The 12,583-nt window shown below is 72.8% G+C and carries 10 protein-coding genes; 7 read left to right on the forward strand and 3 right to left on the reverse strand.

Translation table 11 applies throughout. From position 1 onward, the window contains the following. Positions 1–164: 164 nt before the first annotated feature. Positions 165–1,220, forward strand: coding sequence for a hypothetical protein (locus ACWDVW_RS13345; protein ID WP_449947794.1), 1,056 nt, complete (start codon positions 165–167; stop codon positions 1,218–1,220). A gap of 141 nt (positions 1,221–1,361) precedes the next feature. Here ACWDVW_RS13345 and ACWDVW_RS13350 read toward each other — a convergent pair whose 3' ends face one another. After that, entirely contained in the window at positions 1,362–2,552 is a 1,191-nt protein-coding gene (locus tag ACWDVW_RS13350) for a cytochrome P450 family protein (RefSeq protein WP_449947797.1), read from the reverse strand. Positions 2,553–2,879: 327 nt separating this feature from the next. Here ACWDVW_RS13350 and ACWDVW_RS13355 point away from each other — a divergent pair, with 327 nt between their 5' ends. Beyond that, complete coding sequence (locus tag ACWDVW_RS13355) at positions 2,880–3,908, forward strand: LacI family DNA-binding transcriptional regulator (protein WP_449947799.1); 1,029 nt, start codon at positions 2,880–2,882, stop codon at positions 3,906–3,908. Positions 3,909–3,965: 57 nt separating this feature from the next. Here the strand turns inward: ACWDVW_RS13355 and ACWDVW_RS13360 are convergent, their stop codons facing one another. Together ACWDVW_RS13360 and ACWDVW_RS13365 are read right to left on the reverse strand one after the other, a co-directional pair. After that, the gene (locus tag ACWDVW_RS13360) at positions 3,966–5,303 is read right to left on the reverse strand and encodes a glycoside hydrolase family 18 protein (RefSeq protein ID WP_449947802.1); all 1,338 of its coding nucleotides are present in this window, start codon (positions 5,301–5,303) and stop codon (positions 3,966–3,968) included. A gap of 76 nt (positions 5,304–5,379) precedes the next feature. Continuing rightward, complete coding sequence (locus ACWDVW_RS13365) at positions 5,380–5,895, reverse strand: SRPBCC family protein (RefSeq protein WP_449947804.1); 516 nt, start codon at positions 5,893–5,895, stop codon at positions 5,380–5,382. Positions 5,896–6,122: 227 nt separating this feature from the next. Here ACWDVW_RS13365 and ACWDVW_RS13370 point away from each other — a divergent pair, with 227 nt between their 5' ends. From ACWDVW_RS13370 to ACWDVW_RS13390, 5 genes are all read left to right on the forward strand, one after another. Then, on the forward strand, positions 6,123–6,887 hold the full coding sequence (locus tag ACWDVW_RS13370; RefSeq protein WP_449947805.1) for a cellulose binding domain-containing protein: 765 nt from the start codon (positions 6,123–6,125) through the stop codon (positions 6,885–6,887). 68 nt (positions 6,888–6,955) lie between these two features. Next, on the forward strand, positions 6,956–7,852 hold the full coding sequence (locus tag ACWDVW_RS13375; RefSeq protein ID WP_449947807.1) for a bile acid:sodium symporter family protein: 897 nt from the start codon (positions 6,956–6,958) through the stop codon (positions 7,850–7,852). Positions 7,853–8,077: 225 nt separating this feature from the next. Continuing rightward, positions 8,078–9,454, forward strand: a complete 1,377-nt coding sequence (locus tag ACWDVW_RS13380) for an FAD-dependent oxidoreductase (protein ID WP_449947809.1) — start codon at positions 8,078–8,080, stop codon at positions 9,452–9,454. Between the two features lie 109 nt (positions 9,455–9,563). After that, the gene (locus tag ACWDVW_RS13385) at positions 9,564–10,478 is read left to right on the forward strand and encodes a cation diffusion facilitator family transporter (RefSeq protein ID WP_396746203.1); all 915 of its coding nucleotides are present in this window, start codon (positions 9,564–9,566) and stop codon (positions 10,476–10,478) included. 131 nt (positions 10,479–10,609) lie between these two features. Continuing rightward, positions 10,610–12,574: a cytochrome c oxidase assembly protein gene (locus ACWDVW_RS13390; RefSeq protein WP_449948068.1), complete on the forward strand. Its 1,965-nt coding sequence runs from the start codon at positions 10,610–10,612 to the stop codon at positions 12,572–12,574. The last annotated feature ends 9 nt before the right edge of the window (positions 12,575–12,583 follow it).

A 12,583-nucleotide genomic window follows, 5' to 3' on the forward strand; every position in this document is an offset into this window, starting at 1 on the left:
GGCGTACTCGGTCGACGCGGACCTGTTCCTGCGTACCCCGGCTGACGTGGCCGCGGGTGAGTACACCTCGACGTTGACCCTGTCCCTGTTCGAGTGATCCACGCGGGTGGGGGCCGCTGCTTCGGCGGCTCCCACCCGTACCCCTGCGGTTCGAAGGGCTGGTCATGAGCGTGCCGAAGGTCTCGTGGCGGCGGCGGATGGTGGCGCGGACGTCCGCCGTGCTGGCGACGTTGGCCGTGCTGGCGGCGACCGGCCTGGCCGGGGCGGTCCCTGCGGGGGCGGAGCCGACCGCGCCCACCGTCACCTGGGCGGTCCAGCCGGCGAGCCCGCTCGGTCCCGACGGCCGCCGCTGGGTGGAGCGCACGCTCGACCCGGGTGAGGTGGTCACCGAACACCTGGCGGTGCGCAACTTCAGCGACGCGCCGGTGGTCTTCTCGCTGCAGGCCGCCGACGGTTACCTCACCGACAAGGGGCGGTTCAACATGCTGCCGTCGCACCAGTCCTCGGTGGACGGTGGCACCTGGATCACGGTGCGCGACACGGTGAGCGTCGGGGCGAAGTCGACGCGGGTGGTGCCGTTCACCATCGAGGCACCGGCCGACGCCAGCCCCGGCGACCACCCGGCCGGCATCGCGGCCACCGTCACCAGCACCGGCGGCACGGTGGCGGTGGAGAGCCGGGTCGGGTTCCGGGTGATGCTGCGGGCCAGCGGCACCGCTGTCGCCGCGATCCGGGTCGACGACCTCACCGCCACCCACCACCGGTCGTGGAACCCCTTCTCGCCGGGCAGCGTGCGGATCCGGTACACGGCCGTCAACGACGGGAACGTGGCCGTCACCGGTGCCGGTCGGGCCACCGTCGGCGACCTGTTCGGGCTGCTCGACACCGAGGGGCCGGCCGAGGTCGAGGAACTGCTGCCCGGCGGCGACCGCCCGGCCGAGGCGTACGTGCGCGGGGTGTGGGGCTGGGGGCGGCTGACCGCCACCGTCACGTTGACCCCGGACATCCTGGTCGGCGACCCGACCGACTCCGAGATTCGGCCGACCACCGCCACCGTCACGGTCTGGTCGATGCCCTGGCCACAGGTGGCCCTGCTACTCGTGATCGTGGCGCTCGTACTCGCCTGGCGTGCCGTGGTGCGCGGGCGCCGCCGCCGACTCGCGCGGCTTCTCGCGCGGGCCCGCGACGAAGGCCGCCAGGAGGCCCGGACCTCGGCGTGACCGGTTCCCCGTCGTGTCGGTCGCCCGGCCTGCGCGGTGGCCGGACGTGCGGGTCGGCGTGGCGTGCGGGTCGGCGTGGCGTGCGGGGCGGCGTGGCGTGTGGGGCGGCGGGGGACGGCCGGGCGTGCGGCGTGCGGGGCGTCACACAAGTAGCGGTAGGCCGTCGTGGTGCAGGCGGAACGCGTCCAGGTCGGTGGCGTCGACCGCCAGCCGCAGACCGGGCAGGTGCCGTGCCACGCGGTCGAACAGGATCCGGCTCTCCAACCGCGCCAGGTGCGCGCCGAGGCAGAAGTGGATGCCGTACCCGAAGGCGATGTGCCGACGGACGTCGCTGCGGAAGATGTCGAACTCGTGCGGCCGCTCGAAGACCGCCGGGTCCCGGTTGGCCCCCCAGATCGACAGCCCCACGCGGTCGAAGGCGGGGATCCGCCCACCGGCCAGCTCGACGTCCGCGAAGGCGAACCGGGGCGGCACGATCTCCACCGGCCCCCGGAACCGCAGCGTCTCCTCCACCACCGCCTCGGCCAACGTGGGATCGTCGCGCAGCGCCTCCCACTGCACCGGATGGGTGAGCAGCAGGCGGAGTCCGTTGACGATCAGGTCGACGGTGGTCTCCTGCCCGGCGATGAGCAGCAACTGCACCAGCGCCACCAACTCGTCGCGGTCCAGCCGGTCCGCGCGGTCCTCCACCGCCACCAGCTCGGAGATCAGGTCGTCGGCGGGTTCGGCACGGCGTCGTGCCGCCAGGTCGTCGAGGTACGCCGCGAACTCCAGGGTCGCCGCCGGGCCGTCGTACCCGGCCGACACGATCGCCGCCGACCAGGCCCGGAACCGCGCCCGATCCGGTTCCGGTACGCCCACCAGCTCGGCGATGACGTTGACCGGTACCGGATCGGCGAGATCGGCCACCGCGTCCACGTGGCCCTGACGACGTGCCCGGTCGACCAGCCGGTCGGCGAGGTCACCGATCCACGGCTCCAACCGGGCCACCGCCCGTGCCGTGAATCCGCCGCTGACCAGCCCGCGCAGACGGGTGTGGTCGGGCGGGTCGAGGCTGATGAGCTGCCGGGACTCGATCCTCGCCACCTCGGTCGTCTCGTAGGGGGCGGGAGTCGGGCTGTCCGGGCGGTGCCGGTGCACCTCGTGCCCGATCATCGGGTGCCGCAGTCCGTGCAGCACGTCGGCGTGACCGGCGACCACCCACAGCCGGTTGCCGGCGGGGTCGACCTGGAGCACCGGGCCGCCGCTGTCGCGTACCCGGTCGTAGAACTCGTGCGGGTTCCGGCGCACGACCGGGTCCCACAACTCCGACAGGCCGAACGCGACCGCCACCTCGCCCCCTCGACAGATGTAAGGAAGGGTCCCCTGCTAACGCCTCGTGTATAGCAGGGGACCCCTGCTTACATCTCGTGCGGGCAGCGAACGTTTCGGGGGCGTTTTCGGGAAGGGGGCACCGACGGACCTTCCTGAGCCGAGTAGGCGCCGCACTTCGGTGTAGTCTTCCGCGCAGGTACGAGCGGCACTGCGAGTCAGGCAACGACGCCGAAACAAGCCGAAAACCTTTACCAGGTTACTTCCGCCGGGAGTGCCTGCACGGGCTCCCGAGGCAACCTGCCGCCGCGCACCGCATCCGTGCCGGTCGCTGGGAGGGAGCACCGCATGACGACCGAGCCCGAGGTCCCCGCCAACCGCACGCCCACGCTCACCGACGTCGCCAAGCTGGCCGGCGTCTCGGTCGCCACCGCCTCCAAGGCCATCAACGGACGTGGCGAGGTGCGGGCGACCACCCGGGTACGCGTGCTGGAGGCTGCGGAGCTGCTCTCCTTCGCGCCGAACGCCCTGGCCCGAGGGCTGCTCAGCGGCCGGACCGGGACCGTCGGCCTGCTCACCAGCGACCTGGAGGGACGGTTCTCGATCCCGATCCTGATGGGCGCCGAGGACGCCTTCGGGGCGGGCCAGGTGTCGGTGTTCCTGTGCGACGCACGCGGTGACGCGATCCGGGAGAAGCACCACGTCCGCGCGCTGCTGTCGCGCCGGGTGGACGGGCTGATCGTGGTCGGCTCGCGGACCGACCCCCGGCCGCCGCTGGCCGGCAACATCCCGGTGCCGGTGGTCTACGTGTACGCCCCCTCCTCGGACCCGGCCGACATCTCCATCACGGTCGACAACGTCGGGGGCGGGCGTCTCGCCATCGAGCACCTGCTGGCCTGCGGCCGGCGCAACATCGCCCACATCACCGGCGAGCCGGGTTTCCAGGCGGCCCGCGACCGTGCCGAGGGCGCGGCGGCGGCCCTCGCGACGGCGGGACTGGGCATGGTCGGCGACCGGCCCTACTACGGGTCGTGGGACGAGTCCTGGGGGCGGGCCGCCGCGCACATGATCGTCGAGCAGCGGCCCGAGGTGGACGCGATCTTCTGCGGCAGCGACCAGATCGCCCGGGGCGTCCTGGACGCGCTGCGTGATCTCGGCCGGAACGTGCCGGGGGCGATCTCGGTGATCGGCTTCGACAACTGGGAGGCCATCTCCGCCGACTCCCGCCCCCGACTGACCAGTGTGGACATGAACCTCCAGCACCTCGGCGCGGTGGCCGGGCAGCGCCTCTTCGCGGCCATCGGCGGTGCGGTGACCCACTCCGAGGAGTTCGCCAGCCGCCTGGTGATGCGCGAGTCGACGCTGCCGGTGCGCTGAGGCCGCCGCCCGTACGCTGAGCCTGTGGCCCGTGCGCCGGGGTCGGGCCCGGCCGCCCTACCTGGTGGTGAGCCCGAGGCTGATCGTCTTGGTCAGCGTGGCGTTGTCGTCGTCGCCGTCAAGCGACCAGATCATCGCCCCGCCGAGTCCGGCGGCCCGGATGTAGAGCGTCTTCTGGAGGACCACCGCCGGGTCGTCGTACGTCCACAGGGTGGTGCCGTCGAACAGCCAGGCGTGCCCGGCGCGCAGGTCGCGGTGCACCGTGAAGCCCTTGCCCGGCAGCGTCTTGAGCTGCTTGTAGTCCTCGTAGCCGGCGGCGTGGGTGGCCGGTGCCGGGCCGGTCGCCGGCCGGAACAGGCCGGTGCCGCCGCCGGTGACGCCGGTCCAGCCCTGGCCGTAGTACGGGATGCCCAGCACCAGCTTGCCGCGCGGCGCACCCCGGGCGATCCAGCCGTCGATCGCCACCTGCACGGAGAAGTCGGGGTCGTCCGGCGCGCCCTTGGGCACGCGCAGCGCCGACTGCTGGTTGGTCACCGCGTCCCAACTGCCGTGGAAGTCGTACCCCTGCACGGTCGCGAAGTCCAGGTACTTGAAGATCTTGCGACCCTCGAAGCCGGCGTCCATCGCTGCCGGGTTGGCCGGCAGGAAGGCGGTCAGCGGGTGGTGCGTGCGGGTGGTCCGGCCGTACGCGTCGAGCTGCCGGCGGAACTCGGCGAGCAGCTTGGTGAAGTTCTCCCGGTCCTCCGGGCGGATCACGTTGCCCGGCTCGCCCGGCGAGCCCGGCCACTCCCAGTCCAGGTCGATGCCGTCGAAGACCCCGGCGGCCGAGCCCGGCCCGCCGCTGCCGCCGTCCAGGATCGGCAGGTTGCCCTTGAGATAGAGGTCGATGCAGGAGGCGACGAACGTCTTGCGGGAGGCGTCGGTGCGGGCCGCGTTGGAGAAGTACGTCGACCAGCTCCAGCCGCCGAGCGAGATCATCACCTTGAGGTGGGGGTGTTTGGCCTTGAGCTTCGCCAACTGGCCGAAGTTGCCGTTGAGCGGCTCGCCCCAGGCGTCGGCGACCCCGTCGACGCTCTCCTGCGCCGGGACCGGGCGCTGGTAGTCGGCCCAGGCGTCGCCCTCACCCGGTCCACCGTCGACGAAGCAGCGACCGTCCTCGCTGACGTTGCCGAAGGCGTAGTTCACGTGGGTCAGCCGGCTCGCCGCCCCGGAGGTGTCCAGCTTCTGCACCGGGAACGCCCGGCCGTAGATGCCCCACTGGGTGAAGTAGCCGACCCGGTGGTATCCGGTGCCGCGCTGCGGTGCCGCGTTCGCGGCGACCGGTGGTGCGGCGGTGACCAGCAGCGTGGTCAGCGCCACGAGGGCGGTGAGGCGGCGGGGACGGATCGGTCGCATCGGCACTCCCGGGCGGGACGGCGATCAGTAAAGACACCTGTCTGATTGACGAACGTAAGCTGATCACCGTTTCCGGTCAAGACTCGGTCCGGTTCCCGTCGTTGCGCTCGCGCAGGTCCCGTTCGGCGGCGGCGACCACGACCGGATCGGCGCATCCGGCCGCGTAGCCGGCGATCCGGCGACGGATGTCCCGGCCGAGCAGCCAGGTGCCGATCCGGTCGGCGACCGGTCGCAGCAGCGCCGGACGGCAACGGAAGTGGTACCGCCAGGTGGCGACGGTGTGACCGGGCTCGTCCGCCGGCACGAACCGCCAGCCTCCGGCGAACATCTCGAAGAACCACGGGCCGCGCACCATCTTCATGCCGACGGTGGTCGGCGGCGCGTAGGAGACGTACTCGCTGACCATCGAGAGGCCGTGTCGGGACCGGGTGAACGTGCGGACGCCCTTGTCCGGCCGGGCGGCGCCGTCCACGAAGTGCTGGCTGCGGACGAACGGATCCCACCGCCGCCGGACCGGCATGGTGGTCTGCGAGATCGCGAACGCGACATTCGGGGGTACGGGGACGACGGCCACCGCCTCAACCACGGGCATCGCCCCATTCTCCCCGGACGCGGCCCGTCCGGCCCGGGTGGATCGGCTGGTCGTCCGTTGTATCGAAGTTCTTCGAATGAAACACTCTGCTCAGTCGCGGCCGGGGCCGGCGTGCGAACCATCGTCAGGGCGTGCGGGGATGCCACCCGCGCAGGGCAGCCCGTTCTCCCAGGCACCGGCCGCCGTGCTGCGCCCGGTGCCCGCCACCACCCCGGAGGAGACACCGCATGTCGAAGAAGTACGCCCTGGCGACGATCGCCGCCGCGACGCTGGCCCTGGTGGGCGCGGCCGGCGTGGCGAGCAGCGCGGGCGCCGCCACGTCCCCGCCCGTCCCGCTGACCACCTCGTGGTCACCGACGCCGACGGTGACGCCGTGCCCGCCCGCGCTGCCGCTGGCCGGCATGGTGGCCGGCACCACCACCACGACCGTCACCATCCGTTACTCGCTGACGTTCCGCCCGCCGTGCGGGTACGACCTGCCCATCACGGTGCACCTCTTCGCCACCCGGGAGGACGCCGAGATGTGGCACAACCCGGTGGCCTCGGCGGACACCGGGCTGGAGAGCTACGGCTCGGTGGTGGTCGAGGGGCTCATCCCGGACACCGAGTACTGGTTCCGGTTCAGCGATGCCAAGGGCCGGCGGGACCCGTACATCCTCGGCGGTCCGGCGCGTACGCAGGCGGTGGCGGCACCGGTCTGTGCCGCGACGGCGACGATCGGCAGCGGCTGGGGGAGTGGCTTCGTCGCCACGGTCACCGTGCGCAACACCGGGACCGAGGCGCTCGACGGCTGGCAGGTCTGGTGGACCTGGCCCGGTGACCAGCGGATCCAGTCGCTGTGGAACGGGACGCCGACCGAGGCGGGCAGCGCGGTGACCGTCCGCGACGCCGGCTGGAACGCCCTGCTGGCCCCGGGCGGGTCGACGACGTTCGGCCTGCTGGCCACGACCACCTCGGTGCCGGAGGGCTTCACGCTCGCCTGTGGTCGTTGAGCCGGGCAGCGGACCCCGGCCGCATGGAGGATTGTGAGTGCGTTACCGGGTGGTAACGATGTCGTGTCATGGACTCTGCCCTGACCTTGATCGGACTGCCCGTCGCCCTCGGCATCATCATGCTCGGTCTGGGTCTCGGCCTGACCGTCGCGGACTTCCGGCGGGTGGCCCAGCACCCCAAGGCCGCCGTCATCGCGCTGGCCTGCCAGGTGTTGGTGCTGCCGGCGCTCTGCTTCGGCCTGGTGCTCGCCTTCGACCTGCCGCCGGAACTGGCCGTCGGGATGATGCTGCTCGCAGCGTCGCCCGGCGGCACCACGGCCAACCTCTACAGCCACCTGTTCGGCGGGCACGTGGCGCTGAACATCACCCTGACCGCGATCAACTCGGTGCTCGCCGTGCTCACCCTGCCGATCGTGGTCAACCTGTCGGCGGGGTACTTCCTGAGCGACGCGACGAGCATCGGCCTGCAGTTCGACAAGGTGGTGCAGGTGTTCGCCATCGTGCTCGTCCCGGTCGCGATCGGCATGCTGGTCCGGGCCCGGGTGCCGGGCGTGGCCGACCGGCTCGACCGGCCGGTCCGGATCATGTCCGTGGTGGTGCTGGTCGCGGTCATCCTCGGCGCGGTGCTCGGCGAGCGGGAGAACATCGCCGACTACTTCGTCGCGGTCGGTCTGGCGGTCCTGGCGTTCAACCTGCTCAGCCTCGCGATCGGGTACGGGGTGCCCCGGCTGGCCGGGATCGCCCCGCCCGCCGCGAAGGCGGCCGGTTTCGAGATCGGCATCCACAACAGCACCCTGGCCATCACGATCGCGCTCAGCCCGGCGCTGTTGAACAACACGCAGATGGCGATCCCGGCCGCCGTCTACGGCATTGTCATGTTCTTTACCGCAGCCGCCTTCGGTTACCTCGTCAACCGCGTCGACGCGGGTCCGCCCGGCACCCACGACAGCGCCACGACGACCTGAGAAAAGGGGTCGTGAGCAGCCGCGACGCGACGATCATCGATGGTCGTGCCGGCGCCGTCCACGTGCGGGGCCGCATCGATCGTCGGATCTGCCGTCGCGTTCCCTGGCTGTGCAACGATCGTTGAGCGTCATGCCGACCGCCCGGTCCCGCCGGCCTGCCTGTGCCTCGGTCACCGGCCGGGCCCGGCGGAACGGCGCCACACCTCGTACCCCTTGGAGAGCACGATGTCCTTCTCTCCGGCTCAGGTCTTCGCCGCGCTGAACGCGGTGCGACCGCCCGACCAGCCGTCCCCGGTGCTCGGTACGGCCGTGGTGATCGGCGGCAGCGTCGCCGGCCTGCTGGCCGCCCGGGTGCTGTCCGACCACGCGGCGAGCGTCGTCGTGATCGACCGCGACGACCTGCACGTGCCGGGCGGACGGCCGGGTGTGCCACAGGGGACACAGTTGCACGCGCTGCTGCCCGGCGGTTTCCTGCAACTGGAGCGCCTCTTCCCCGGGTTCCGTGAGCAGGCCCTGGCCCAGGGAGCGGTCGAGGCGCCACCCGCCGCCCGGCGCAACTATCTCGACGGCCGCCTCAAGGTGGTGGTGCCCGACGACGCGGACAGCCTGGCCGGGAGTCGCCCGCTGCTGGAGGGGCTGATCCGCCAGCAGGTCCTGCGGCTGCCCAACGTCAAGACGGTGACCGCCCGCGCCACCGGCCTGGTGCTCGACGGCTCGTCGGTGGCCGGGGTCCGGTGCGACGTCAACGCCGCACCCGGCGTCGAGAACGCCGATCTGGTGGTCGACGCCATGGGCCGGTCCAGCCGCCTCTCCGACTGGCTGGCGGAGGCCGGCTGGGAGCGACCCGCCCTGCGGCGCATGCCGGTGCACCTCAACTACGCCACGGCCCTGTTCCGTCGCCGCGAGGCGCACCCGGAGCACACCGTGGTGATGGCCCTCAACAGCGTCGCGTCCTCCTCGGACGTCGCCGGGGCGGCGTTCTTCGCCATCGAGGACGGTCGGTGGATGGCGATGATGGCCGGCTACGGCGACAACCGCCCCGGCCGCACCGCCGAGGACTTCGTACGTCGGCTGCGCGAGCAGTTCCCGCCCGAGTTCACCGAGGTCGCCGAGAGTGAGATGCTCGGCGAGGTGCAGACCTACCGCCACGCCGACAGCCGGCGGCGGGACTACCACGCGCTGCGGCGGCTCCCGGGCGGTCTGGTCAGCGTCGGTGACGCGGTCGCCTCGTTCAACCCGGTCTACGGGCAGGGGATCACGGCCGCAGCGCTGCACGCGGCCTGTCTGTCGGCGTACCTGCGCTCCGGGCCGGACCTCCGCTTCCCGGCCCGCCGCTTCTTCGAGCTGCAACGGGTCGTGGTCGACGCCGCCTGGTCGATGTCGACCTCCGCCGACCTGGCGCTGCCGCACGTCGACGGTCCCTACCCGCGCGGGTACCGGCTGACGAGCTGGGTGGGCGGCCAGATCGTCCGGGCGACCATGACCGACGTGGCCACGGCCCGCCGTTTCAACGACGTCGTCTCGATGCGCGAGCACCCCCGCGCGCTGGCCCGGCCCGGCATGGTGCTGGGCGCGCTGTGGGCGAACTGGCGGGCGCGCTGACCTAAGGCGCGATTTCGTCCTTCCTGTCCGATTCGGCGATTCCGGTGCCACACTTGCACTTATTGCAATGTCCGCATATGTTGCTCGTGGCGAGCGGAAGGGGTGCCGGATGGGTGCCGGGCACGATCACGGGCAGCAGGTCCTGCGCGCGGGGGAGAAGCACCGGGGACGGCTCTGGGTGGCTTTCGCCCTGCTGGCCGTCTTCATGGTGGTGGAGGCGATCGGCGCCTGGGTGACCGGTTCGCTGGCGCTGCTGTCGGACGCCGGGCACATGTTCACCGACGTGCTCGGCATCGGCATGGCGCTGGCCGCGATCACGGCGGCGAGCCGGGCCTCCCGGGACGGGCAGCGCACCTTCGGGCTCTATCGGATGGAGGTCCTGGCGGCGCTGGCCAACGCGGTGCTGCTCTTCGGGGTGGCGCTCTTCGTGCTGGTCGAGGCGGTACGCCGGCTCGGCGAACCGCCGGAGGTGATGGCCGGGCCGATGCTGGCGGTGGCGGTGGCCGGGCTGCTCGCCAACATCGTGGCGTTCCTGCTGCTGCGCTCCGGCGCCAAGGAGAGCCTCAACGTGCGGGGCGCCTACCTGGAGGTGTTCGGTGACCTGCTCGCCTCGATCGGGGTGATCGTCGCGGCCGGGGTGATCGCGTTGACCGGCTGGTGGTACGCCGACCCGATCGTGGCCGTGGCGGTCGGCTTCTTCATCCTGCCCCGCACCTACCGGCTGGGGCGGGCCGCGCTGCGGGTCCTCGTCCAGGCCGCGCCGCCGCACCTGGACGTCGCCGAGGTCCGCGACGCGCTGCGCGACGTCGAGGGCGTGGCCGACGTGCACGACCTGCACGTCTGGACGCTGACCTCGGGCATGGAGGTGGCCTCGGCGCACCTGACCCTGGCCGGCGGGGCGGACCTGGCCCGGGTGCTGGCCGCCGCCCGCCGGCTCCTGCACGACCGCTTCGAGATCGAGCACGCCACGTTGCAGGTGGAGCCCGAGGACGCCGAGGGCGTCTGCCACGGCGCCCACTGGTGAGGGCCGGGAACCCGAAGGCCCGCCGCGCCGACTACCTGGGAAACCACCCGCACCAGGAGCCGTCGTTGAACCGCCCGCACCAGCTCGTCCCGCCCCTGATCCTGCGCCGTCCGGTGCTGGTGCCCGCCGCCATGGTCCTGGTCGCCGCCGGTGTCGCGGCCGTGCTGCTGTGGTGGGGCGGCGGCAGCGTACCGCCGACTCCGCCGGGGCTGCCCGACCCGGACCCGACCGCGGCCTGGCTGCTGCCGGCCGCCCGGCTCGGCATGCAGATCGGCGCGGTGGCCACCGTGGGGCTGCTGGTGGCGGTCACCGTGCTGTCGCCGCGCGACGACGGCGGCCGGCTCTCCGCACTGGGCTATCGCCGGCTGCGGGCCGCCGCCTGGACCGCCGCCGCCTGGGCGGTGTCCGCCGGTGTCGCGGTCTGCTACACGCTCGTCGACCTGTTCGGGCTGCCCGCCGCGCAGGTGCTGTCGGTCCGCGCGGTGCTGAACTTCGTCCGCACCGTGCCGTTGGGCCAGTCCCTCGCGCTCAGCGGCGCCCTGGCGCTGGTCGCGGCCGTCGTCGCGGCCCGCAGCCTGCGTCCCTCCGGGGCGGTGGTGGCGCTGCTCGCCGCCCTGGCCGCGGTGGTGCCGCCGGTCTTCACCGGGCACGCCGCGTCGGCCAGCAACCACCAGTTGGCCGTCTCGGGCCTGCTGCTGCACGTGGTGCCGGTCACCGTCTGGGCCGGTGGCCTGCTCGCCCTGGCGGTCACCGCCCGGGGCGGCGCCGCCGACCTCGCGGTCGCGGTGCGCCGGTTCTCCCCGCTGGCGCTGGTCTGCCTGGTCGCGGTCGGTGTGTCCGGTCTGCTGTCGGCGAGCGTACGACTCACCGGCCCGGCCGACCTGACCGGCACCGGGTACGGGCGGCTGGTGCTGGTCAAGACCGCCCTGCTGGCCGTGATCGCGGTGCTCGGGCAGTGGCACCGGCGGTCCACGATGCCGGCTCTGGTCGCCGGTCGGCGACGCCCGTTCGTGCGGGTCGCGGTCGTGGAGACGCTGCTGTTCGGGGCCGCCGTCGGTGCCGCGGTGGCGCTGTCGCGTACCCCGGTGCCGGCCGTCGGTGCCGACGAGGACGTGGCGACCGCCCTGCTCGGCTTCCCGATGCCGCCGCCGTTGAGCGTGACCACGGTGGCCCGGCTCTGGCTGCCGGAACCGCTGGTCATCGCCGCCGCCCTGGGCGCGGCCGGGCTCTACCTCGCCGGGGTGTGGCGGCTACGGCGGCGCGGCGACGCCTGGCCCGCCGCGCGTACCGCGTTCTGGCTGCTCGGCTGCGTGGTGATCGTCGTCGCCACCTCCAGCGGCCTGGCCCGGTACGGCCCGGTGCTGTTCGCCGTGCACATGGTGCAGCACCTGCTGCTGATGATGGTCGCGCCGATCCTGCTGGTCCTGGCCGGGCCGGTCACCCTCGGGCTGCGGGCGCTGCGACCGGGCACCGACCCGCGCTGGCCGGGTCCCCGCGAGTGGCTCCAGGCGTGCCTGCACTCCCGGGCCTCCCGCGTGCTGACCCACCCGGTGGTGGCGCTCGTCGTCTACGTGGCCAGCCTCTACGTGCTCTACTTCACCGGCCTGTACGAGCTGGCGGTGCGCTCGCACGCCGCCCACCTGGCGATGGTCGGGCACTTCCTCGCCGTCGGATACCTCTTCTTCTGGGCGGTCATCGGGGTCGACCCGGCACCACGCCGGGTGCCGTACCCGCTGAAGATGGTCCTGGTGCTGATCAGCATGGTGCTGCACGCCTTCCTGGGCGTCGCGCTCATGCAGTCCTCGACCGTGCTGGCCGCCGACTGGTGGATCGTGCTGGACCGGCCGTGGGGTCCGACACCGCTTGCCGACCAGCAGGCCGCCGGAGGTGTCGCCTGGTCCTTCGGTGAGCTGCCCACGGTGATCGTGCTGGGTGCGCTGATGTACCAGTGGATCCAGGCCGACCGGCGCGAGGCCCGCCGCCGCGACCGGGCCGCCGACCGCGCCGAGGCCGAGGGCCGCGAGGACCCGGAGCTCGCCGCCTACAACCGGATGCTCGCCGAGCTGGCCGAACGCGACCGCCGGGTACGTCGATGAGTTTCCGTC

Source organism: Micromonospora sp. NPDC003241 (assembly GCF_053589795.1).